The sequence below is a fragment of the Winogradskyella costae genome (genome assembly GCF_013403865.1).
GTDB lineage: Bacteria > Bacteroidota > Bacteroidia > Flavobacteriales > Flavobacteriaceae > Winogradskyella > Winogradskyella costae.
In genome coordinates this window covers 110845-136278 of record NZ_JABFDK010000001.1, presented here as the reverse complement: position 1 = coordinate 136278, position 25434 = coordinate 110845, and the positions used below count along the sequence as shown (strand labels likewise).

Below are 25434 nucleotides of genomic sequence, written 5' to 3'. Positions count from 1 at the left end.
AACAATTCAAATTTTATCACTTATTTTTAGAAATATACCTTTCATTAGGTATGTTTTAGTGTGCTTTTACTTTGCACCTTTGACGTGTTAAATCTTTTTACCTCAAAATGTAATTTTGAGATTATAAATTTCTAAAACTTTTGAGATTTTATGCAAGTAAAATACATGACAAAAAATGTTATAATTATATTATCTTTTATGCTATTGCCTTTAACATGTTATAGTCAGAAGCAACAAGATTCGCTGTATGTCATTTGGGAAAATACGAAACTAGCAGATACTACAAGAGCTAATGCATACAGAGGTTTTATTTATAAAAACTACTTTGAAAGTAAAACAGACAGTGCTTATGCTATGGCCTTACGTTTAATGGACTTTACAGAAGCGCAGCAATTAAAAAAAGAGCGAGCAAATGCACTTATATTATTAGGTGAAATAGAACATATATTTGGTGATAATACAGGAGCTTCAAAGCACTTTGGTTTAAGCTTAAAGCTTTATGAGGAGCTAAATGATAAGAGAGGACAAGCAAAAGCAATTAATGGCCTAGGTGTTTCTTATAGAAAAGTCTTTAATCTCGATGAAGCAAAAGCATATTACGAGAGATCATTAGCGCTTAGTAAAGAAATAAATGATACTATTTTAATTTCTCAATCTTTAGTTAATATTGGAAACATCTATAATTGGCGTTATAAATCCGATAAAGCATTAGATTATTATCAAGAAAGTTTAGAGCTGTCTAAAGCGATTAAAAACAAACGGAATGAAGCTTTAGCTTTAATTAATATTAGTGATTCCTATATTCAAAAAAAAGACTATAAGCGAGCGAAAAGAACTATAGACAATGCTATTAAAATTGGCGATTCTATGGGAAATATTAATACGTTAGCTCATGCTTATCGTACGCTGTGTTCTAGCTACTTTAAACAAAAGGATTATGACAAGATTATAATTACGGCGAATAAACTACACGATTATGGTCAGCGGCTATCTAATCATGAAATGATTGATGGAGCCTACTTTTTCCTTTTTGAAGCCTATAAGGGAAAAAGAGATTTTGATTTAACTATAAAATATCAAAATTTAAGACAGGATACTAAAACCACTATAGATGATATTAGTGCTGTAAGAATGTTAGAGAAAATAAAAATTGATAACCACCGAACAAAAGACAGTCTTATTCATATAAACGAGGCATTAAAAACAGGGATGACGCATCAAAAAGAGAAAATGAATCTGTTTTTGGCTTGGTGTGGAAGTTTAGCTGTAATTTCAATTATCGCTGTTTTGGTGTATAGAAATATAAAGCGGAAACAATATAAGGCAGAGCAAGATCGTCAAAATGAAATTGATGAAAAAGAAAAAATTCTCAACGAGTTAGAATTATCTACCATTGATGCGATGATTGAAGGGCAAGAAAAAGAACGTCAACGTTTGGCTGCTGAGCTACACGATAGTGTCGGTGCAACATTGGCAGCTGCAAAATTACAATTCGAGTATTTCGTAAAACATAGAAATAAACATTTAGATTCGGAGGAACAAACAACAAAAATAAGCACATTATTAGAAAATGCTTATGCTGAGATTCGTTCTATGGCACATCTAAAAAACTCTGGGGTAATAGCAAAAAATGGTTTGCTGCCAGCGGTAGAAAAATTAGCGAAAAATGCATCAGGCATAAACGGATTAGAAATTGAAGTGCAGAGCTTCGGCTTAGATCAGCGTTTAGATAATTCATTAGAAATATCGATTTTTAGAATGATTCAAGAATTAGTAACTAATATTATTAAGCATGCTAAAGCAACTCAAGGAATAATTCATATTACTAATCACTCTGATAATCTTAATATTATGATTGAAGATAATGGGATAGGTTTTAATCCAAAACAACTATCAAAAGTAAAGCCGGGAATGGGAATCACAAGTGTCGATAGACGCGTGGAGTCTTTAGATGGGAAACTAACAATTGAATCAGAGATAGATAAAGGAACAACAATAATAATAGATTTACCATTATGATAACAGTAGCCATAGCAGAAGACCATCAATCTTTTATTGATGGAATAAAATTACTTTTAGAATACGAAGACGATATTAAAATTGTAGGCACAGCAAATGATGGGGAGGCGCTTTTAGATATGGTACGTTTAAAGCAACCAAGTGTGGTAATTACGGATATCAGAATGCCAAAAATGGATGGTATTACAGCAGCAACGGAGATAAAAAAAGAATTCCCAAAAACAAAAATATTGGGATTTACAATGTTCGATCAAAAAGATGCCATTACACAAATGTTAGCTGCAGGGGCTTCGGGCTATTTGTTGAAAAATTCACCTTTGGAAGAAGTCTTAAAAGCGATAAGAGCTGTGTATAATGGTAATACCTATTTTGATGCTAATATAGAAATAGAGGCAGAAAATGATACTAATAAAAGTGCTAAAAGCATTCTGACTAAGCGGCAAGTTGAAATTTTAAATTTAGTAGCAAAAGGTAAAACATCTCGTGAGATTGCAAACGAACTTTTTATAGGTACACATACGGTTGAAACGCATCGTAAAAACATGATACGAATTTTAGGGCTTCAAGGTAAAGGTGAGTTAATGCGTTATGCCTTAGATAAGAAGTATAAATTTTAGGCATAAAGGTTTGTTTAATGTGAATGTTAAAGGCGAAAATATACCCAGTTTTGGGGATGTCACCCTAAGAATTAATTTTTAACCTTTGAAAAAGGTTTTATATCTAGAAAAAAACTCATTTAAAATTTTAACTTCGCTATTAACCAACCTTAATTAATTATGAAAAATACTAAACTATTAAACCTTGCTTTTTTTCTTTTAATTCTTAACCTTTCCTTTGGTCAAAGCTATGTCGGCCACTCTATCGATAATTACTCTGGTATTCAAGGTGTGATTTATAATCCGTCGAGTATTGTAGGCTCTGGTTTAAGAACAGATATTAACTTAGTGTCAGGTAGTGTCTTTGGCGGTAGTGATTATTTCGGAATTAATGTCAGTGATCTTATGAATTCAGATGGAGCCTTTGACTTTGAAGATGATGCTGAAAAATTCCCAAGTAACGCCAATAACTTTTTTTTAAACGCAGATATTGTGCTTCCGTCGTTTATGTTCAACCTTACTAATAAGAGTAGTATTGGTATTGTAACTAGAGCAAGAGCAAACTTTAATATAAACAATATAAGTGGTGAGCTTTTTGAAGCTATTGAGGATGATTTTGATTCAGATGAAGATTTTGAATTTGACTCTAAACACTTAAACGGAACCGTACATTCTTGGGCAGAGATAGGGGTGGCATATGGTAGAATACTTATGGAGAAACCCAACCATGTATTAAAAGGAGGCGTGACCTTAAAATACCTTTTAGGTGCAGGTAGTTTGTTTATGAGTAGTCCGGGTTTAGAAGGGAATTATGATCAATCCACAGAAACATTAGAAACCTCAGGACAATTAAATTATGGTACAAGTGAAGATTTTGATGGTGATGATATGGATTTTAGTAACCTCACCTCTGGTTTTGGATTAGATCTTGGTTTTACATACCAGTGGTACACGGATCGTGAGAATGATGAGTTACCGACCTATAAGGATCCTTATAAGTTAAAGATAGGTCTTTCGGTAACAGATATTGGTGCTATAAATTATGATAACGCTACAGTGACTCGTTACGATGTAAATGCCATTGTAAATACGGCAGATACTGAAGAGGATATAGAAGACTTCTTGGATTCTAACTACCCAAGTGTAGAAACCAATGAAACAGCAAAAATAAAATTACCCACAGCACTACATATACTTGTAGATTATAGATTTACAAAAAAATGGTTTGTAAGCGCACAAGCAGATTTATCAATGGCAAAAAAAGGATCAGAATTAAGTACAGCAACGCTAAATACCGTAACTGTAGCACCAAGATTAGAAACTAAATGGTTTAGCTTTTATGCACCACTTAGTTATAGGCAATACGATGATTTGTCTTTTGGCGGTGGTATCCGTTTAGGCCCATTGACTGTAGGTTCTGGATCTGTTTTTACAAACCTTTTGTCAGATAGTTCTAAGACTACAGATGTTTATGTGGGATTAAAGATTCCATTGTATAGATAATATTTGATGACATTAACAACTTAAAAATACCCGCTATTGGGTATTTTTTTAATTTATAGCGTGATGTAGATTTACAGTGCTATTAATTAAAGATTGTTACGGTGAAATGCTTTTATTCTTTAAACCGTTTCTATAAAGAAATAACTATTAATTAATGATATAAGTTGACGACACATAGTTTTAGGGAATTATAAATGTCAACTTTAACTAAGAATCCCCGTTATGGGGATTTTTTAGTTTGACTAAGTCAATCTTGAGCTGTTAGATGAATGCTTTAATATGGTATGTTTAAAAATTTTTTCACTGTAAAGCAAAAAAAAGCAGCCACGAGAATGACTGCTTTTCATAATAAATTATCTGGGTTTATGCTTTATTCGCTGTGACGGTAATTTTCAATTCCATATCATCATTGATGAATTTATCACCTAAATCATCAAAAAATGATTTTGATCCATACTTAATATTCCACTTAGAACGGTCTATTGTGAACGCTTCACTTGTTAATGTCATCGAATCTTCATTAATAGAGACCGTTACAGGGAAACTAATATTATTTGTAGTTTCTTTAATTGTTAAATTACCAGAAAGCATAGATTTTCCATCAGTAGTTTCCGTTCCGGTAACTTCAAATTTTGCATTAGGGTGCGATTCAACATTAAAAAAATCGGCACTCATTAGGTGACCTGTTAATTTTGCATTTCCTTCTTCTTCAGCAGGAATATCGCTAACAACAATACTAGCCATATCAATAGCAAATTTACCATACTTAACCGCTCCATCACTAATGTTTAGCTTTCCTCCACTAAGAGCAATTGTACCGTTGTGGGTGCCTGTTGGTTTAAAACCTTTCCATTCAATCATAGATTTGTCTATGTCTACAACGTAGCTAATAGAGCTAGTTGCAGCAACCGCAGCATCTTTGGCTTTCGTTGTGTCAGCTTCCTTAGCTTTATCACCACAACTTGAAAATGTAATTATAGTAACTAGCGCAAAAAATTTTAAAAAATTTAATTTCATATTAAGTGTTTTTTATTTGAGTTGATAACACAAAGATATGAAATACTGCATTTAAAGTATGATAAAAAAATGTTAATGACATTTTGACATTTTTATAATAATGGCAGTACTTTTGCCAATCTAATTGAAAGCAAAAAAAGAACTCAAAATGAGTAAAAAAGATAAAAACAATAAGGTTGAAGATTCACAAGTAGAGGATCAAGCAACAAGTACAGTAGAAGGTGATGTGGAAACGCAACAAGAGGAGTTAAAATCTCCGGAAGAACAGTTACAGGATCAATTGATTGTTGAGAAAGATAAATTTATGCGTTTGTTTGCGGAGTTTGAAAACTACAAAAAACGAACAACTAAAGAACGTATCGAATTATTTAAAACAGCAAGTCAGGATGTCGTAATGGCAATGTTGCCAATTTTAGATGATTTTGAACGTGCTTTGTCACACATTGAAGATGACAAAGAAGCAGAAGAGTTAAGAAAAGGAGTCTTGTTAATTTATAACAAATTACAGAATACATTAGAGCAAAAAGGCTTATCAGTAATAGAGGTAAGACAAGGCGATGTCTTTAATGCAGATAATCATGAAGCAGTAACGCAAATACCGGCACCAACTGATGACCTTAAAGGAAAAATCATTGATGTTATTGAGCGTGGTTATAAATTAGGAGAGAAAGTTATTCGTTTCCCAAAAGTGGTAATCGGACAATAATATTGAAATACGAATTTGCACATTTCTGCGAAAATCAAGAATTAATTAGTTGATGAAAGAAGATTATTACGACATATTAGGAATAAGTAAAGGAGCAACTGAAGCTGAGATAAAAAAAGCTTATCGTAAAATGGCATTAAAGTATCATCCAGATAAAAATCCAGATGATACAAGTGCCGAAGAGAAGTTTAAAAAGGCTGCAGAAGCATATGAGGTTCTAAGTAATGCTGACAAAAAAGCACGTTACGACCAATTTGGTCACCAAGCCTTTGATGGCAGTGGCGGCGGAGGCTTTGGCGGAGGCGGCATGAATATGGATGACATTTTTAGTCAATTTGGTGATATCTTCGGAGGCGGAGGCTTCGGAGGTGGAGGCGGATTCAGTGGCTTTGGTGGAGGCGGAAGGCAGCGTGTTGTTAAAGGCAGCAATTTGCGTATTCGTGTTACTTTATCATTAGAAGATGTGGCTAATGGAGTTGAAAAGAAAATTAAAGTAAAACGTAAAATACAAGCGCCAGGTACAACTTATAAAACATGTAGTACATGTAATGGAGCTGGCCAAGTCACTAGAGTTACTAACACCATTTTGGGGAGAATGCAAACAGCTGCGGCTTGTCCGACTTGTGGTGGGGCAGGACAAACTATTGACAAAAAACCAGCCGATGCAGATGCCCATGGTTTAAAAGTTTCTGATGAAACAGTTACTGTTAAAATTCCAGCAGGTGTAGTAGACGGTATGCAACTTAAAGTTACCGGAAAAGGTAATGACGCACCAGGTAATGGTGTTGCAGGTGATTTGTTAGTTGCAATACAAGAGGAAGAGCACGCAACTTTAAAACGTGAGGGTGATAACTTGCATTATGATATGTATGTAAGTTTACCAGATGCCGTTTTGGGTAACTCTAAAGAAATAGATACTGTTACAGGTAAAGTGAGAATAAAAATTGAACCAGGTGTGCAATCTGGTAAAATTTTAAGATTACGAGGTAAAGGTATTCCTAGTATCAACGGTTATGGTAAAGGTGATTTGTTAGTTCATGTAAACGTCTGGACACCAAAGACTTTAAGTAAAAAGCAAAAAACATTTTTTGAAAGTATGAAAGAAGATGAGCATTTTGAACCTAAACCAGAAAGCTCGGATAAATCTTTTTTTGAAAAGGTAAAAGATATGTTTTCATAAAGGTCGCCTATTTAATAAAAAATAGTATATTTGAATTATCGCTAATCTAATTAGCGGTAATTTTTCTTTTTCATAGCAATTTTTTCCCATCCTTGTCTAACCATAAGGGTGGGTTTTGTTTTTAGGTCCTAATAGTTTAGTAATGAGCTTTATTTATGTTGTGTTGTACTAATCAAATATGAGATAAAACAATTACGAACTTCTCATACGCCATTAAATTCTTGAGATTTATTAACGATTTTTTCAATCTGAAGCTCATATTTCATACTAGTTAAAGAAATATTCAATAATTACCGAAATAGTAAGATATTCTTATTTTAGAGTCTATAACATTTAATATATTTACGTAATAACCACATCTTAAAAACTTAGTTTAATATGAACGACTTATTAGTTGCTAATTCCGTTTCAAAAAATTTCGGAGAATTTAAAGCACTAAATCAAGTATCTATTGCTGTGCCAAAAGGTAGCATATTTGGCTTACTTGGCCCAAATGGAGCGGGGAAAACCACCCTAATCCGTATAATAAATCAAATTACCATGCCAGATGAAGGTTCTGTGTTACTAGATGGTCAACCACTAAAACCAGAGCATATCAGAGATATCGGCTATTTACCAGAAGAGCGCGGATTATATAAATCCATGAAGGTGGGTGAGCAATGTTTGTATTTAGCACAATTAAAAGGTTTAAGTAAGACAGAAGCAAAATCCAGATTGAAATATTGGTTCGATAAATTAGACATCGGTGATTGGTGGAATAAAAAAATCCAAGAACTAAGTAAAGGACAAGCTCAAAAAATCCAATTTATTGTAACCGTTCTTCATCAACCAAAATTATTAATTTTTGATGAACCTTTTTCTGGTTTTGACCCTATTAATGCTAATTTAATTAAAGATGAAATTTTGCAGTTAAGAGACGAAGGAGCTACAGTAATTTTTTCAACACACCGAATGGAATCTGTTGAGGAGTTATGTGATCATATCGCCTTAATTCATAAATCTAATAAAGTATTAGACGGAAAATTAAACGATATAAAACGTCAGTATAAAACAAACACATTCGAAGTCGGATTAGAGTCATTAGATAGAGAAAAAGTGATTTCTGAAATACAAGATAAATTTGAAGTGCTCCCTGCGACTTTTAGAAATTTAAATGATGATATTAAGTTGAATATTAAAATAAATGAACAAACATCACCTAATGATTTACTGTCATTTTTAACATCAAAAGCTCAGGTGCATCACTTTGTAGAAGTGATCCCTTCCGCTAGCGATATATTTATTCAAACTGTAAAAAACAATCAATAATGAATCATTTACCATTAATTATAAAACGTGAATACCTTACAAAAGTGAAAAACAAATCATTTATTGTAATGACGTTTTTAAGTCCGTTAATAATGATTGCACTTTTTGCAGTGGTGGCCTATTTATCGCAATTAAATAACGATAAGGAACGTACCATTTCTATTTTAGATGATACAGGTTACTTGGAAGACGTATTTGAAAATACTGAGTTTACAACATACACAAATCTCAATGGATTAAGCTTAGACGATGCCATTGCATTGGTCAAAGAAAAAGAAGATTACGGTTTATTATATATTGGCAATGCAAGTTCTTTAAATGATGTGTCTGGTCATGTGAAATTTTACTCTGAAGAGTCCCCGTCTTTAAGTGTTATTTCTGGTTTAGAACGTCAGATTGAAAAACGATTAAAGGAAAAGAAACTTGAATTAGATGGTGTTACTTTAACACAAATAGAGGCTTCTCAAACTGATATCGAAATAGCGCAAGAAAGTTTTGATGGAGAAAAGAGTTCTAAAATTGATAATGTTGTGAAGCTTGCATTTGGTGGAGCTGCGGGTTATTTATTATTTATGTTTATCGTAATCTATGGCAATATGATTATGCGTAGTGTAATTGAGGAAAAAACAAGTAGAATTATTGAAGTTATAATTTCATCCGTAAAACCCATTCAATTAATGATGGGGAAAATTATAGGAACGTCATTAGCTGGTGTTACGCAATTTGTAATTTGGGTCATTTTAGGTGGTGTTTTATTGGTTGTTGTTTCTACCATTTTTGGTATTGATTTAACACAAGTGCAAACACCACAGCAAGAAATGATAAATCAAGCGATGCAAGCGGATGGCACGCAAGCAATGGCAGAAAACTTAATTACAGCTATTAGTAATTTACCTTTAACTAATCTTATTATAGCCTTTTTATTCTTCTTTATAGGAGGGTATTTACTCTATAGTTCGCTTTATGCAGCGATTGGTGCGGCAGTAGATAATGAAACGGATACACAACAATTTATGTTGCCAATTCTGATGCCTTTAATTTTGGCAGTTTATGTGGGAGTGTTTACGGTTATTGAAGATCCACACGGTACTATTTCAACAGTATTTTCGTTTATTCCATTTACGTCTCCTGTGGTGATGTTAATGCGAATTCCGTTTGGGGTTCCGTTATGGCAGCAAGCCTTATCGTTATTATTGTTACTAGGAACATTCATTTTTGCTGTTTGGTTTGCAGCTAAAATATATCGTGTTGGTATTTTAATGTATGGAAAAAAACCAACATACAAAGAACTATTTAAATGGTTAAAGTATTAAACGATGGCGCAGGATTTAAGTGAAATAGAAGACAAAATAACAGAAAGCGGTGCTTGGCAAACTTTAAGCGATTTCCTAGGGTTACACATTAATATTGGTAAAGATATTAGCATTTCAATTTTTGATATTCTAATTATCATAACAGTCATTTTTGTTACTACTATTGCCTTAAGAATAGTTTTAAAAATTATGACACGAAAAGTACCTGAAGAGAACAAGGGTAAGTTTGGTGTTGTTTATGGTTATTTTAGATGGCTTGTATATATCATTATACTCCTCATAACGTTGAACAGCGTAGGTGTAAATGTAACAGCTGTTTTTGCCGCTTCTGCAGCACTTTTAATTGGAATTGGTTTAGCACTGCAAACTTTGTTTCAAGATATTATTTCTGGAGTATTTATACTCATAGACCAATCCGTACATGTTGGGGATATTATAGAAATAGATGGCAAAGTCGGTCGTGTGGATGAAATTAAATTACGAACCACAAGAGCAGTAACCATTGATAATAAGGTTTTAATAATTCCTAATCATTTATATTTAGAAAACAGCTTGTATAACTGGACACAAAATGGCACGACAACTCGTGAAAATGTTGAGGTTGGTGTCGCTTACGGAAGTGATGTTCAGTTGGTTAAAAAGTTATTGCTGCAGGCAGCAAATGCAAATAAGAGTGTGCTTTCGGATCCAGAACCAGGAGTTGTTTTTACTAATTTCGGGGACAGTTCTTTAGATTTTAAAGTGTCATTTACCTTAGCAGATAGTTTTAAAGCGCAGTTTCCTAAGAGCGAAATTAGGTTTGAAATCGATCGTTTATTTAGAGAACATAATGTGTCTATTCCTTTTCCGCAACGCGATATACATATTATACAAAAATAAAATATGTTTATGATTTACACCTTTCAAAGTTGGGCTATAACATAATTTTAGTAGTAGTTTAAAGTGTTCAAATCATATTCAATAAAAAAATAAATTATGCCAAAAATATTAATAATCGAAGATGAAGCTGCTATACGACGGGTGTTGGTTAAAATACTTTCTGAGGAAAATAGTACCTACCAAGTAGAAGAAGCAGAAGATGGTTTAGTTGGAATTGAAAAAATAAAAAAAGAGGATTACGATTTAGTGCTTTGTGATATCAAAATGCCAAAAATGGATGGTGTTGAAGTATTAGAAGCCGTTAAAAAGATTAAACCAGAAACACCAATGGTTATGATTTCTGGTCATGGAGATTTAGACACAGCCGTAAATACCATGCGTTTAGGTGCTTTTGATTATATTTCTAAGCCACCAGATTTGAACAGACTTTTAAATACCGTTCGTATTGCTTTAGATAGAAAAGAACTCGTCGTTGAGAATAAAATGCTTAAGAAAAAAGTGAGCAAAAATTACGAGATGATTGGTGAGAGCGATGGTGTAGAACGAATAAAAGACATGATTGATAAGGTGGCACCAACAGATGCTCGTGTATTAATCACAGGACCTAATGGAACAGGAAAAGAGCTCGTGGCACATTGGTTACATCAAAAAAGTGAACGCTCTAAAGGTCCAATGATTGAAGTTAATTGTGCTGCAATTCCTTCAGAATTAATTGAAAGTGAATTATTCGGCCATGTTAAAGGTGCTTTTACCTCTGCAGCAAAGGATAGAGCAGGGAAATTTGAAGCAGCCAATGGTGGGACCATATTCTTAGATGAAATTGGCGACATGAGTTTGTCGGCTCAAGCCAAAGTATTACGTGCCTTACAAGAAAGTCGCATTCAACGTGTTGGAAGCGATAAAGATATAAAAGTCAATGTTAGAGTAATTGCAGCGACCAACAAAAATCTTAAGAAAGAAATTGAAGAGGGCAAATTTAGAGAGGATTTGTATCACAGATTAGCCGTGATTTTAATTGAAGTCCCGTCTTTAAATGATAGACGCGTAGATATTCCTCTTTTAATAAATTATTTTTCTGAAAAGATTTCTAACGAGCACGGAACGGCTAAAAAGTCATTTTCAGATAAAGCTATTAAATTGCTTCAGAATTATGACTGGACGGGTAATATACGAGAATTGCGCAATGTAATAGAACGTCTTATTATTTTAGGAGGAAATGAAGTAAGCGAAAGTGATGTTCAAGCTTTTGCTTCAAAATAAAAGTTAATCTCCATCGTAATAGTAAAATTAACACACTATTTTACGATGAAACTTTCTCTATAAATTGTTCCTTTTGGAATCGCTAGAGGCAAAATTAAGAGTAAATTAGAATAATGATTCTGCTACTTTAAGTAATCGTAAATTATATTTAAATCTATGAAAGACGTTCAAATAAAAGATTTCAAAATTTCATCTCAAATTAATATTAAAGATTTATCGACAACATTCGATTTAGATGCTAGTGAAAAGAAGATAGAAAAGGAATTAAGAAAAGTTAGTCGCGATTTAGCAGATATCCAAAATAGAATGTATGCACACGGAAAATATTCTGTGCTTTTTTGTATTCAAGGTATGGATACAGCTGGTAAAGATAGTTTGATTCGAGAAGTTTTCAAAGAGTTTAATGTTAGAGGTATTATAGCGCATAGCTTTAAGAAACCAACAGATTTAGAATTAAAACACGATTACCTATGGCGGCATGTAAAAGCATTACCTGCAAGAGGTAAATTCGGTATTTTTAATAGAACCCACTACGAAAATGTATTAGTTACAAGAGTACATCCTGAATATCTATTATACGAGAATATTCCGAATGTAACAACGCTCAGTGATGTCGATGATACGTTTTGGGACAAGCGCTTCAATCAAATTAATAATTTTGAAAAACATATTGCCGATAATGGTACCATTATTTTTAAATTCTTTTTGAATCTTTCAAAAGAAGAGCAAAAAAATAGATTACTACGACGTTTAGAGAAGCCTAATAAAAATTGGAAGTTTTCGCCTGATGATTTAGACGAGCGTGAGCATTGGGATAGTTACCAAACGTGCTATGAAGATGCGATTAATAAAACATCAAAACCTCATGCTCCTTGGTATAATCTTCCTGCAGACGACAAGCCAACAGCGCGCTATATCGTAGCAAAAATACTTTATGATACACTTAAAGAATATACAGATATTAAGGAGCCAGAATTACCTGAGAGTCAAAAAATGAATATAGATTCTTACAAGAGTCAACTTGAAAATGAATAAGATTAAACTCTGATTTTTAGAATCTATTAATATTAAATTTCACATGTCTAGTACCCTTCAAAATAATAACGACGTTCCATATTACGAATTACCTGAAGCTTCAGAAGAGTTTACAGCAGGCACTATGGCAGCCCGCATGGTTGATGCCTTAGGGTTTCGATTTTATTGGGCTACAGATAGTTTAACGTCTGAAAATTTAGCATTTAAGGCCAATCAAGAAGGAAAGTCTACAGAAGAAACGATAAGTCATATTTATAACTTATCGAATACTATTGTAAATTCAACTTTAAAGCAATCTAACAGCAAAGTAAAAGAGACACTGTCTTATTTAGAATTGAGATTTAAAACTTTACACAACTTAAAAACGGCTGCAGATATTTTAAGAACGAGTGATGATATTTCGCAATACAAAATTATTATTAGAGAACGCGAAATTCCATTTTGGAATCAAATTAACGGTCCGATTGCGGATTCAATTTGGCACTGTGGTCAAATAGCTATTAATAGAAGGACTACAGGTAACCCTATAAATCCTAAAGTGAATCATTTTACGGGTAAGATTGGGACCTAAATTCATAATCGGCATCGTTTTTTATTTTAAAACAAGCCGCACTCCTAAATATCGTGAAAAGGATTTCGGCAAATACAATATCTAAACCTTTTATAGTGTTATTTAGTTGCCTTTTATTGGTGTCGGGAAATGAGGTGCTTTAATTTCATTTTTAATACCTAATTGTTTTATTAATTCTTCGATGGCTTTTTCAAGTTGGGGATCTTTTCCATTAGACAATGCTTTTGCATCTTGTCTCACTTTAATATCTGGAGCGACTCCTTCATTCTCTGCAATCCATTTATTATTTATAGAATCAAATACAGCGTTGTCTGGCGCCGTTAAACTTCCACCATCAATAAGTGCATAATGTGTCGATGATTTTACCAGGCCTCCCCAATTTGAAGTGCGCCACCTTCAACTGAAATAGTATAAAGTCTGTTATATGGATGTGGAGCAGTTTCCTTGTTAATAGCAAATCGTGTATGTTTACCATCGTTTGTTCAATCTCTAACAGTAGATCGATCTGCTTGGGTGCCACGTTAAGCGTTTTGGTTCTCCTCCGTTTTTAGAAACCATATACACATTGTTTGTGCCAGCTCAATTAGAACTGAAAGCAATCCAATTACCATTAGGCGAAAAGTAGGGGTAGATTCACTTGCAGAAGTAGAAGTGATGCGTTTAGCTTCGCTAGAATTTAATGCTAAAACCCAAATATCACTTCCATAGGTATGCGTAATATGTGTTGCACTTAAATCAGGTTGCCAAAGTAGCCTTGTGCCTTGCGTAAAAGACAGCATGCTAGTAAGCAGGAATAATGAAATAAATAGTGAGAATTGAGGCAGCGCATTGAATTTTGACGTCATGTGAGGAGGTTGATTCAATTAATTATAACGAGCTACAAAGTTGCTAATAGCTTAATTATCATTATTATAATTTAATTGGATTGAAAAAATGACCCACTTAAGACTTGCTGTACTCCTCTTTGTAGATTCTAACTAATGCCATAAAAATGCTGATTAATAAGGGGCCAAAAATTAACCCTATAAATCCAAATAGAGGGACACCGACTACTACACCAATAAGTGTGATTAAAGGATGGACATCATCTAATCGCTTTAAGGCATATAGTCTGATAATGTTATCTGTTAAACCAACAACAACAACACCATAAATTAGTATTCCCCATGCTTGAAATGCATTACCCGAGGATAAGGATAGTATAAATACAGGTATAATTCCTATAAATGTTCCTATAAAAGGAATCATAGACCCGATGGTTACTATAACAAACCAAAAGAAGGGTTCTTCGACACCAAAAATCAAAAAACCAATTAGAGCAATTATACCTTGAGCTAGTGCAACCAAAGGAATACCAATAGCGTTAGATTTTACCATGGCTTGCACTTCTTTACCGATCTCATTAACATTATCGTTATTCAGAGGCAAGTAATCTCGTAAGGATTGTCTGAGTTCTTTGCGATTGGTAAGCATAAAAAACAACATAAAGTACATTAAACCTATCGCAATCAGTAAGTTAAATGTGTTTCCAGCCATGCTTTGTAAACTTTCAGAAAGCCATGAGGTAATGCCTTGTGTATCAATTTGAGAATTGATATCAATACCTGTTTCAAATTTTATTTTACTAATCTGATCTTTAAAGGCATCAATAACTTTTTCACTATTACTAGCAACATCCGAAATTTTGTTACCCAACATTATTCCAAAACCAGTAAGTGGAATCATTATAACTATGAAGGATCCTAGCATTAAGGCTATTGCAGCCAGTGTAGGTCTCCAATTATATTGATTTACCAACTTTTTCATTAATTTCCTTAATAATATGTAGAAGGTAATCGCTCCTAAAACACCACTCAGATACGGTAACATTTCACTAAAAATCAAACTACCAAAGAGTAGGATTAATAGTAAAACAAAGATTTGACGAATTATTTTAGGAGGAATTTGAGTCATATTTATAGCGTTTACAATTATCCAAAGGTAGTTGCAAACGCTATAGTAATGTACTCTAAAACAAAAAAAGATTAACGCAATTAAGTCGATTTATAGGACCATATCAACTTGATTATTTAAGATGTCATCAAAAGTTTCGCGCTTTCTTATTAAGTGAGCTTTACCCTTGTAAAGTAATACTTCAGCTGGTCTATAACGCGAGTTGTAATTGCTAGCCATAGAATAGCAATAAGCACCTGCATTTTTAAAACATAAAATATCATTTTCATTGATTTCAGAAATGCGTCTATTATTGGCAAACGTATCAGTCTCACAGATATAACCAACTACAGAATAGAAACGTTCGCGTCCTTTTGGATTTGAAATGTTTAGAATATCATGTTGAGATCCGTATAACATTGGTCGTATTAAATGATTAAAACCAGAATCGATTTGAGCAAAAACAGTTGAGGTAGTTTGCTTTACCACATTTACTTTAGCTAAAAATACACCAGCTTCACTTACTAGAAATTTACCAGGCTCAAATGCTAAGGTTAAATCTTTACCATATTCTTTACAGAATTCGTTGAAACGCTGCGATAATTTTTCGCCTAATTCTTCAATATTGGTTTCAATATCTCCTTTTTTATAAGGCACTTTAAATCCGGAACCAAAATCTATAAATTGCAGTGTTTTGAAGTTTTTCGCAGTTTCAAATAATATTTCACTAGCATATAAAAAGACATCAATGTCTAAAATATCACTTCCAGTATGCATATGAATACCGTTAATATTCATATTTGTGTTTTCTACAATACGAAGTAATAGAGGAATCTGATGTATTGAAATTCCGAATTTACTATCGATATGTCCAACAGAAATATTGGTATTTCCACCTGCCATGACATGTGGATTTATTCGAATACAAACTGGAACTTTTGGATGCTTAGTTCCAAATTGTTCTAGGATAGACAAATTATCAATATTAATCTGAACGCCTAATTTTGCAGCTTCTTCAATTTCCTCTAAAGACACACCGTTTGGAGTAAAGATAATATCCTCTGGTTTAAATCCGGCTTTTAACCCTAAACGTAATTCTTGAATCGAAACCGTATCAATTCCTGATCCCAACTTATTAAATAATCTTAAAACAGAAATATTAGACAATGCTTTAACGGCATAGTTTAGCTTAAGATTTTTTACCTTACTAAACGCTTTTGTTAATCGCTTATATTGAAATTCTATTTTTTCGGCATCATAAACATAAACGGGACTTCCAAAATCCTTCGCAATCTGTAATAAGGTATTCTCTTTCATTTTTTAATCTTAAAGTTAGATGGCGAAAATAAATGTAATCCCTATAATAAACATAAAAATGATAAAATATTGCTACTTTTGCACAATATGTTAAATAGTTAACAAAACAAAACACGTATTTAAAAGTAAAATATTTTCTTTAAGTGATACTGAAGCCTTTAAATACGAGAACGAAGTGGTTCCATACGTTCTTAATTTTATTATTATGTTTCTTTAAAATCATCAAAATTTAAACGTGTGAAGACCATCGCCTCTTGTGTCCAAGATATTATAGTTGCCAGTCCTTTTTTAGAGGAAGGTTTATCTAAGGAAATTATTAATTTTTCTGCTTTAGCTAAAGAGTTGAATGATCCGATTTCTAAAATGTTACGGAAGCCTATAAAAGACGGAGCTATTATGATGGCCTTGCGCCGTTATCAACAACCGTTAAATCTCGAAAATTCGAAAAGCTTAAAGAAAGCCTTTAATGAATTAGGTGATATTACGGTGCGCTCTAACTTAAGTGATTTTACATTTGAAAACTCAAAAACCTTAATACATAGTCATTCTCAAATTTTAGAGAAAATTAGCGAAAATCATCAAACTTTTTATGCGTTTACACGAGGCATGTTTGAAAGTAATATTATTATATCCACCTCAGAGAAAGAGAGTGTTCTCAAAGCGTTCAAAGAAGAAAATCAAATAGGATTACAAGAAAAACTGTCTGCGATAAGTATTTATTTGCCTAAGGGGAATTCTAAAATAGTTGGCTTGTATTATCAGATTTTTAAACGTTTAGCTTGGGAAAACATTACTTTATATGAAGTGGTTTCAACAACTAACGAATTTACGATTGTTGTTGAGGATCATTTAGTAGATAAAGCATTTTCGGCTATAAAACGATTAATAGACTAACTAATATCTAAATTTCATTCTCAACTGAGTGCTACTAATTTAAAAAGGGTAAGGTATTAAGGTCAAATCAATTTTAAAAACTATTGGTAGAAACTATTAGTATGCTTATTTTTGTTGGACCAATAAATTTCTGATTAAAAATGAATTTACACGAATATCAAGGAAAAGAATTATTAAGCAGTTTTGGGGTACGAATTCAACGTGGAATTGTAGCTCAAAGTGCTAAAGAAGCTGTTGATGCAGCAAAGCAATTAACAGCTGAAACTGAAACAGGTTGGCATGTTATAAAAGCACAAGTTCATGCAGGTGGACGTGGAAAAGGTGGTGGCGTTAAGTTGGCTAAAAACCTTAAGGAAGTTGAAGAAATTGCAGGACAAATCATAGGAATGGATTTGGTAACACCTCAAACTTCTGCAGAAGGAAAACGTGTTCATCAAGTTTTAGTTGCAGAAGATGTTTATTATCCAGGTGAAAGTGAGCCGAATGAATACTATATGTCTGTTTTATTAAATCGTGCTACAGGAAGGAACATGATTGTATATTCTACAGAAGGTGGAATGGATATTGAAACGGTTGCTGAAGAAACTCCAGAATTAATACATAACGAAGAAATTGATCCTGCAACAGGGATTTTACCTTTTCAAGCGCGTCGTATCGCGTTTAACTTAGGTTTATCTGGTACAGCTTTTAAAGAAATGACAAAATTTGTAACGGCTTTATATACCGCTTATGATAAATCGGATGCATCATTATTTGAAATTAACCCAGTTTTAAAAACTAGTGACAGCAAAATAATGGCTGTTGATGCTAAAGTAACTTTAGATGCAAACGCATTATACAGACATAGAGATTTAGCTGAATTACGTGATTTACGTGAGGAAAACCAAATTGAGGTTGAAGCAGGTGCTTTAGGCTTAAACTATGTAGACTTAGACGGAAACGTTGGTTGTATGGTAAATGGTGCTGGTTTAGCAATGGCAACAATGGATTTAATTAAGCAAGCGGGTGGTGAGCCAGCTAACTTTTTAGATGTTGGTGGTACTGCTGATGCGGCTAGAGTAGAAGCAGCTTTCAAAATCATATTAAAAGATCCTGCTGTAAAAGCAATCTTAATTAACATTTTTGGAGGAATTGTAAGATGTGATCGTGTTGCACAAGGTGTCATTGATGCTTATAAAAACATGGGTAATATTACTGTACCAATCATCGTACGTTTACAAGGAACAAATGCAGATATCGCTAAAGAATTAATTGATAATTCTGGATTGGATGTTATGAGTGCAACTGAATTCCAAGAAGCAGCTGATAAGGTGCAACAAGTTTTAGGATAAACATTACTTTAGTCGGGTTCTCAAAATTTGACAGGTATTGACATAAATCAAAAAGAGCAACATTAACTGTTGCTCTTTTTTTTATTTTGGTGTATTAGGTTTCTTCTCTCCTTTTTTAGGCATTGGCCCTCGTAAATGAATGATTAAACCATTTAAGAAATTACGAAGTATTTGATCTCCACACTCCATGTATTTAGGATGATCTTCATTTCTGAACATCGCGTTCAATTCACTTTTAGAAATTCTAAAATCTACTAATTCTAGGATTTTTACGATATCATCATCTCTTAATTTGTGTGCAACCCTTAATTTTTTAAATATGTCGTTATTTGTCATTTTATAATAAATTTATGATCCTTTTATTTATTGAAACTTGTTAATTTTTATTGATAGGTCTAGCCTTATAAGTCAACCATTGATAAGCTTACAAAAATAACTAGCCTAAAGCTTTTCTTTATGTTCTCCTCTCTATTTTTCATTGGTATAAGGTTATTAATGGGTTTGGAGTTGCAGAGTTCTATTCCTAATAATTATATTTATGATAGCTGTCAATGTATTCCTGTATGCATCAACTATCTGTTTTCCTGTAAGCGGCTTTTTTGATGTCATATAAATTTTATGTTTCATGCCTATAAATCACAGGATAGGATTTTTAAGAATTTTATAATTTGTAGGTAATTACAACCATATAGTTTTTAAATAATTTAATTGAGATGATTTTGTAGTTAAGCGCGTAATATGTTGTTTTCTAGTGTTTTAAATTATGTTTTTGTTCGCTAAAAATGCAAATATTGGCAGGTGTAAATACTTCAAATTTATTGTTTCTATGATGTTTTGGTGTGACAAAAGTTTAAAAAAATCGACCAAGTACATTTAATTTTTCGACAAGATACATTATATCAACGACAATAAAATAATCTATCTCTTTAACTTTACACTATAAATTAATCCCCATATAATCATGATTAATCGCGTTGAAAAATTAAGTTTGCTTTCCGAAATGATTGCATTCGCTCAAACAGATGAGAATATAAAATCTATTGAATACAAATTTTTATATAGCATTGCTAAGCAGTTAGAGATTTCAAAAGAAGATTTTATATACCTCATTGAACATCCCATAACCTATATAAACTTAAAGTCACATAGCGAACGTATTGTTCAATTTCACCGATTGGTATTGCTAATGAATCTAGATCATAAAGTTGCACCAAAACAATTGGCGAAAATTCACAACTTTGGACTTAGAATGGGCTTGAGCCATGAGTCTATTAATCGTGTGTTAGACTTAATGGATAGCTTTCCTAATAAAATCGTACCACCAGATTTTTTGATTGATATATTTAAGGTGCAATACAATTAGTCGGAAGAATAAAGTAACGAATGAATGTTAATAGTGAATAATTATTATACTAATTCACTTCAAACTCTACACTTTGTACTTTTTACTGACCACTGACCACTGACCACTTTTAAACCTTCAACTTCTCCAATTTGTTCTGATAAGCCGTAATTTCATCTCTATAACGCGCGGCTTCTAAAAAGTCTAAAGCTTTTGCAGCTTGTTCCATCAATTTACGGCGTTCTCTAATTTTCTTCTCTAATTCCCCTTTATTTAAATAATCACTTTCTGGTTCTGCTGCGATTTGTGCGTCTAATTCTGTTCTGTATGTGCTTACAGAGTTTTGCGTTAAAGCACTGTTTAAACTCTTGTTTAATGCCTTAGGAACGAGGTTATGTTTTGTGTTGTATGCAATTTGTTTTTCACGACGATATTCCGTTTCGTCCATTGTTTTTTGCATGCTCTTCGTAATTTTATCAGCATACATAATCGCTTTCCCATTTAAGTTTCTTGCAGCTCTACCAACGGTTTGTGTTAAAGAACGTGCTGAACGTAAAAAACCTTCCTTATCGGCATCTAATATGGCAACTAAAGAGACTTCAGGTAAGTCTAAACCTTCACGCAGTAAGTTGACACCTACCAAAACATCAAAGACACCTTTTCGTAAATCTTGCATTATTTCCACGCGTTCTAGAGTATCTACATCACTATGGATATATCTAGTTCGAATTGAAATTCTGGTTAAATATTTTGTCAATTCTTCCGCCATACGTTTAGTCAATGTGGTGACTAAAGTTCGTTCATCTTTTTCAACGCGATTTTGAATTTCTTCAATTAAATCATCAATCTGATTTAAACTCGGACGTACTTCAATAATAGGATCTAATAATCCTGTTGGACGAATGACTTGCTCTACATAAACACCATCCGTTTTTTGCATTTCGTAATCAGCAGGAGTTGCAGAGACGTATATGACCTGATTTTGAAGAGCTTCAAATTCCTCAAATTTTAACGGTCTATTATCCATGGCTGCTGGTAATCGGAAACCATAATCAACTAAATTGACTTTTCTACTTCGGTCACCTCCATACATGGCATGGACTTGAGAAATGGTCACGTGACTTTCATCAACCACCATTAAAAAATCATCCGGAAAATAATCTAATAAACAAAATGGGCGCGTTCCTGGAGATCTACCGTCTAAATATCTTGAATAGTTCTCAATACCAGAACAATACCCCAATTCTCGAATCATTTCCAAATCGAATTCGGTACGTTCCTTTAATCGTTTGGCTTCAAGGTGTTTACCTATTTCTTTGAAATAATCAAATTGCTTTACTAAATCATCTTGTATGTCTTTTATGGCACCATTCAACACATCCGGCGATGTTACAAACATGTTTGCAGGATAGATATTTAACCGGTCATAGCGCTCTATAATCTCATTAGACCTGGCATCAAAAGCTTCAATTTCTTCAATTTCATCACCAAAAAAGTGAATTCTAAACGCATGATCGGCATAACCAGGAAACACATCTACGGTGTCACCTTTTATTCTAAAGTTTCCGTTTTTAAATTCAGACTCTGTTCTAGAATATAAACTTTGAACCAATTGATGTAATAGTTTAGTACGCGAAATAACCTGATCACGTTCTATAGAGATAACGTTTTTTTGAAATTCCACAGGATTCCCAATACCATATAGACAAGATACCGAAGCAATCACAATTACATCACGACGACCAGAAAGAAGAGAAGAGGTAGTGCTTAAGCGCATTTTTTCTATTTCCTCGTTGATAGATAAATCTTTCTCAATATAAACTCCTGAAACCGGAATATAGGCTTCGGGTTGGTAGTAGTCATAGTAGGATACAAAATACTCAACAGCATTTTCAGGAAAAAACTGTTTAAATTCTGAGTAGAGTTGCGCGGCCAAAGTTTTATTATGAGCTAAAACTAAAGTTGGTCGTTGCACTTCTTCAATAACATTAGCAACTGTAAAGGTTTTACCAGAACCTGTCACACCCAACAGCGTTTGGTATTTCTCGTTGTCAGTAATGCCTTTTGCTAGTTTTTTTATAGCTTGTGGCTGATCACCAGTAGGTTTAAATTCAGATTCAATTTTAAATCGCATAATGCAAAGTTACAATAAAGCACTTATAATTTAATTGTGAACTGCGTTACAATTGCGTTAAAATAAAACGGACTTCAAGCTTTGTGCCTTGAAGTCCATTATATAGATTATTTGATATAGATATTCTTTATTTGCTAAAAGTATTTATTGCACTAATTAATGTTTTAAAGCAAAATGGCCTCTAAGTTCTTCTCCTGTTTTTAAAGTAATTAAATACCAGAAATCATTTGACTCTAGCATTTTTCCATTATAATAGCCGTCCCATGAATAATTTGAAGGAATCAACTGCTTAATAAGCTTACCATATCTATTGAAAATAAGTATCTCTTTTACAATACGATTTCGATCAATAACGGTCCACGTATCATGAGCATTATCGTTATTTGGAGTGAAGAATACTGGGATAAAAAGATCTACTTCAATTTCAAAATTGAGCGTTTTTAAAATACAACCGTTACTGTCTTGAACATATAATTGATGTAGACCTCGTCCAAGATTATTGAATACATTAGAAGTTTGGAAATTGGATTCATCTATAGCAAATATGTAATCTATAGAGGCATCCGTCATGGTCACAGTAAGTGTGCCATCAGTTATAACAATATTAAATTCATCTAAAGTAAAATCGATAGCCTCATTAATCGTAATGTTAAAATTGCTTTCATTAGAACAGGTGTTTGGTGCTGTTCCTATTTCGTTATAAATGTATAGGGTTTGAGAATTTGTAATAACACTTCCTGCATTTAATTGTGTTCCTGTGCCATTGGTTGCAGTAAAATAATTGCCATTGGTTAATGTAGGTAATGTGTATTCTGAACAAACAGTTTGGTTACTAAGTGTATCTACATTTGGTATGCCGGTTATTGCAACATCAAAACTACTTTCGTTGGTGCATGCGTTTGGTGCTGTGCCTATTTCATCATAGATAAAAATAGTTTGCGACGTCGTTATACTATCACCTGCATTAAGTGCTGTACCTGTACCATTTGTGCCTGTAAAATAATTTCCATTGGTAAGTGTTGGTAATGTGTACGATGTACATTCCGCTTGGTCCGAAAGCGTATCTACATTTGGAGTGCCACTTACTGTAACCTCAAAACTGCTTTCGTTTGAACAACTATTTGGAGCTGTTCCTATTTCATTATAAATGTAGATGGTTTGTGTTGTTGAAATAATGTCGCCAGCATTGAGTTGTGTTCCTGTACCGTTCGTACTTGTAAAATAATTACCATCTGTTAAGGTAGGCAAAGTATAGCTTGAACAAACAGCTTGATTAGAAATTGCATCGACATTTGGGGCACCCGTTATTGTAACCTCAAAACTACTTTCATTTGTACATGTGTCTGGAGCTGTGCCAATTTCAACATAAATATAAATGGTTTGTGTAGTCAAAACACTATAACCAGCATTAAGTGGTGTTCCTGTACCGTTTGTACCTGTAAAATAATTACCGTCTATAAGAGTTGGTAAACTATAGGATCCACATTCCGTTTGGTCAGAAAGTGTATCTACATTAGGAGTGCCACTCACGGTAACTTCAAAATTACTTTCGTTTGAACATGTGTCAGGAGCTGTTCCTATTTCGTTATAAATGTAGATGGTTTGTGTTGTTGAAATAATTTCACCTGCATTGAGCTGTGATCCACTACCATTAGCACTTGTAAAATAATTACCATCTGTTAGTGCAGGCAAGGTATAATCTGAACACACATCTTGGTCCGCAATAGTATCCACGTTCGGTGCACCTGTAATGGTGACATCGAAGCTACTTTCATTAGAGCACGTATTAGGAGCTGTTCCTATTTCGTTATAAATATAAATGGTCTGTGTTGTCGAAATAACAGCACCAGCGTTGAGTAGTGTGCCACTGGCATTAGTTGCGGTATAATAGTCTCCGTCAGTTAAAGCCGGTAAGGTGTAGTCCGAGCATACGCTTTGATTTGAAAAAACATCTACAGTTGGGTTAAAAACTTGAAGTTGAACTGCATTTGATACTAAATCACAATCGGTAGAGGTTATAATACAATGGTATTGATACCCATTGAAACTAGAGGGTGCGTTAGAAATCGTTAAAGTATTAGATGATGCACCAGCGTAATTACTGTTGTTAGTGACATTTACCCAATTTCCAGAACTATTAAGGATCATCCATTGGTAAGTGTATGAGCCCATATCTACTGAAACTGAAAAAGAAGTATTCCCATTTTCACATATGTCTTGCGAAAGTGGATGGGTAATGTTAGGCGAGGTGCTTGATGTATTTACGGTATGAGACCCAATATCGCTGCAGTCTTCACTACCATCATTATACCAATCGTTGGTTTCAAAAGTACTTGAAGGTGCAACAGCATCTGCATTTCTAATTATAGTATAACCTCTCTCATCAATGGCTTGAACATTGTCTATAACAATGCCATTTTTTTTAAGCTTAAATTCATCATTATCATTAAATCCAGCGTCTAAAGTAAAATCTATAGAGAATCCAGTGCACGGATCAGGACCATCACTTTGAATAATAAAAGTGCTTAGTGGCGAGATTGAGCCTGTTAAAGATATAATGGTGGCTGTAGCATCAGGTTCACCAATATTTCCATATCTGAAAATTTCATAAACTCCATCTAAGTTTACAGTTGTATTTGTTGGATTGTAAAGTTCAATAATTCCAAATGCACCACTCTGTGCATCATATAGTTCAGAAAAATAAATTTCACTAACACTACATGACGATTCTAACACGGTAAAATCAGTGGACGAACTTCCTGTACAGCCACCATTACTTACAATCGAAATGCTAGAAGTATCAATTGCACCAGCAGGTATAAGTGCTGTGATTTGAGAATCACTTATTATGGTGAAGCTGGTATTAATTCCATCAACGGATACAGAAGCAGCATCATTAAAGTTACTCCCGTTGATCGTAATTAATGTGTTTTCTGGACCATTAGCAGGTGTAAAGGCATTAATTATTGGAGCAGGACAAAAACTATTACCCTCTATAATATCGGTATTTACTGTGGCATAAGCATTCGTAATAATGATTAAACTTAAGAGGTAGGTAAAGTGAATTAATAAATTAATGCGTTTCATTGCTTCAAAA

The 25434-nt window shown here is 33.5% G+C and carries 22 protein-coding genes; 14 read left to right on the top strand and 8 right to left on the bottom strand.

The window, feature by feature from the left end:
- Positions 1–150 precede the first annotated feature (150 nt).
- From HM986_RS00575 to HM986_RS00565, 3 genes are all read left to right on the top strand, one after another.
- Complete coding sequence (locus HM986_RS00575) at positions 151–2019, top strand: tetratricopeptide repeat-containing sensor histidine kinase (protein WP_179333141.1); 1869 nt, start codon at positions 151–153, stop codon at positions 2017–2019.
- Positions 2016–2636, top strand: coding sequence for a response regulator transcription factor (locus HM986_RS00570; protein WP_179333140.1), 621 nt, complete (start codon positions 2016–2018; stop codon positions 2634–2636). The genes HM986_RS00575 and HM986_RS00570 overlap by 4 nt, the downstream gene beginning before the upstream one ends.
- A gap of 159 nt (positions 2637–2795) precedes the next feature.
- The gene (locus HM986_RS00565; RefSeq protein ID WP_179333139.1) at positions 2796–4118 is read left to right on the top strand and encodes a DUF5723 family protein; all 1323 of its coding nucleotides are present in this window, start codon (positions 2796–2798) and stop codon (positions 4116–4118) included.
- A gap of 363 nt (positions 4119–4481) precedes the next feature.
- Here HM986_RS00565 and HM986_RS00560 read toward each other — a convergent pair whose 3' ends face one another.
- Positions 4482–5135, bottom strand: coding sequence for a YceI family protein (locus HM986_RS00560; protein WP_179333138.1), 654 nt, complete (start codon positions 5133–5135; stop codon positions 4482–4484).
- 148 nt (positions 5136–5283) lie between these two features.
- Here HM986_RS00560 and HM986_RS00555 point away from each other — a divergent pair, with 148 nt between their 5' ends.
- From HM986_RS00555 to HM986_RS00520, 8 genes are all read left to right on the top strand, one after another.
- On the top strand, positions 5284–5841 hold the full coding sequence (locus HM986_RS00555) for a nucleotide exchange factor GrpE (RefSeq protein WP_179333137.1): 558 nt from the start codon (positions 5284–5286) through the stop codon (positions 5839–5841).
- Between the two features lie 52 nt (positions 5842–5893).
- The gene (dnaJ, locus tag HM986_RS00550; protein WP_179333136.1) at positions 5894–7021 is read left to right on the top strand and encodes a molecular chaperone DnaJ; all 1128 of its coding nucleotides are present in this window, start codon (positions 5894–5896) and stop codon (positions 7019–7021) included.
- A 378-nt stretch (positions 7022–7399) separates the two neighbouring features.
- Complete coding sequence (locus tag HM986_RS00545) at positions 7400–8329, top strand: ABC transporter ATP-binding protein (protein WP_179333135.1); 930 nt, start codon at positions 7400–7402, stop codon at positions 8327–8329.
- The gene (locus HM986_RS00540) at positions 8329–9642 is read left to right on the top strand and encodes an ABC transporter permease (RefSeq protein ID WP_179333134.1); all 1314 of its coding nucleotides are present in this window, start codon (positions 8329–8331) and stop codon (positions 9640–9642) included. The genes HM986_RS00545 and HM986_RS00540 overlap by 1 nt, the downstream gene beginning before the upstream one ends.
- Positions 9643–9645: 3 nt before the next feature.
- Entirely contained in the window at positions 9646–10521 is an 876-nt protein-coding gene (locus HM986_RS00535; protein WP_179333133.1) for a mechanosensitive ion channel family protein, read from the top strand.
- A 96-nt stretch (positions 10522–10617) separates the two neighbouring features.
- Positions 10618–11781, top strand: a complete 1164-nt coding sequence (locus HM986_RS00530) for a sigma-54-dependent transcriptional regulator (protein WP_179333132.1) — start codon at positions 10618–10620, stop codon at positions 11779–11781.
- Between the two features lie 156 nt (positions 11782–11937).
- On the top strand, positions 11938–12816 hold the full coding sequence (locus HM986_RS00525) for a PPK2 family polyphosphate kinase (RefSeq protein ID WP_179333131.1): 879 nt from the start codon (positions 11938–11940) through the stop codon (positions 12814–12816).
- Between the two features lie 43 nt (positions 12817–12859).
- Positions 12860–13387 carry a hypothetical protein gene (locus HM986_RS00520; RefSeq protein ID WP_179333130.1) on the top strand — a complete coding sequence of 176 codons (528 nt, stop codon included), beginning with the start codon at positions 12860–12862 and terminating at the stop codon, positions 13385–13387.
- A 102-nt stretch (positions 13388–13489) separates the two neighbouring features.
- On the opposite strand, the gene HM986_RS17665 is transcribed toward HM986_RS00520, so the two are convergent.
- The 4 genes from HM986_RS17665 to lysA form a co-directional block, all read right to left on the bottom strand.
- Positions 13490–13627 carry a hypothetical protein gene (locus tag HM986_RS17665; protein ID WP_246288436.1) on the bottom strand — a complete coding sequence of 46 codons (138 nt, stop codon included), beginning with the start codon at positions 13625–13627 and terminating at the stop codon, positions 13490–13492.
- Between the two features lie 281 nt (positions 13628–13908).
- Positions 13909–14232, bottom strand: coding sequence for a hypothetical protein (locus HM986_RS17635; protein ID WP_218841373.1), 324 nt, complete (start codon positions 14230–14232; stop codon positions 13909–13911).
- Between the two features lie 97 nt (positions 14233–14329).
- A complete protein-coding gene (locus tag HM986_RS00505) occupies positions 14330–15340 on the bottom strand; it encodes an AI-2E family transporter (protein WP_179333129.1) in 1011 nt (336 codons plus the stop codon).
- A 90-nt stretch (positions 15341–15430) separates the two neighbouring features.
- On the bottom strand, positions 15431–16636 hold the full coding sequence (gene lysA, locus HM986_RS00500; protein WP_179333128.1) for a diaminopimelate decarboxylase: 1206 nt from the start codon (positions 16634–16636) through the stop codon (positions 15431–15433).
- A gap of 237 nt (positions 16637–16873) precedes the next feature.
- On the opposite strand from lysA, the gene HM986_RS00495 reads away from it, so the two are divergent.
- Together HM986_RS00495 and sucC are read left to right on the top strand one after the other, a co-directional pair.
- Entirely contained in the window at positions 16874–17530 is a 657-nt protein-coding gene (locus tag HM986_RS00495; RefSeq protein ID WP_179333127.1) for a hypothetical protein, read from the top strand.
- Between the two features lie 140 nt (positions 17531–17670).
- A complete protein-coding gene (sucC, locus tag HM986_RS00490; RefSeq protein WP_179333126.1) occupies positions 17671–18861 on the top strand; it encodes an ADP-forming succinate--CoA ligase subunit beta in 1191 nt (396 codons plus the stop codon).
- Between the two features lie 81 nt (positions 18862–18942).
- Here sucC and HM986_RS00485 read toward each other — a convergent pair whose 3' ends face one another.
- Complete coding sequence (locus HM986_RS00485) at positions 18943–19197, bottom strand: DUF1456 family protein (protein WP_115817394.1); 255 nt, start codon at positions 19195–19197, stop codon at positions 18943–18945.
- 625 nt (positions 19198–19822) lie between these two features.
- Between HM986_RS00485 and HM986_RS00480 the strand changes: the two genes are divergently transcribed.
- Positions 19823–20224, top strand: a complete 402-nt coding sequence (locus HM986_RS00480; protein WP_179333125.1) for a TerB family tellurite resistance protein — start codon at positions 19823–19825, stop codon at positions 20222–20224.
- A 109-nt stretch (positions 20225–20333) separates the two neighbouring features.
- On the opposite strand, the gene uvrB is transcribed toward HM986_RS00480, so the two are convergent.
- Together uvrB and HM986_RS00470 are read right to left on the bottom strand one after the other, a co-directional pair.
- Positions 20334–22337 (bottom strand): excinuclease ABC subunit UvrB, encoded by a 2004-nt coding sequence (uvrB, locus tag HM986_RS00475; protein ID WP_179333124.1) that lies wholly within the window; start codon positions 22335–22337, stop codon positions 20334–20336.
- Positions 22338–22493: 156 nt separating this feature from the next.
- Positions 22494–25424, bottom strand: a complete 2931-nt coding sequence (locus HM986_RS00470; RefSeq protein ID WP_179333123.1) for a T9SS type B sorting domain-containing protein — start codon at positions 25422–25424, stop codon at positions 22494–22496.
- Positions 25425–25434 lie beyond the last annotated feature (10 nt).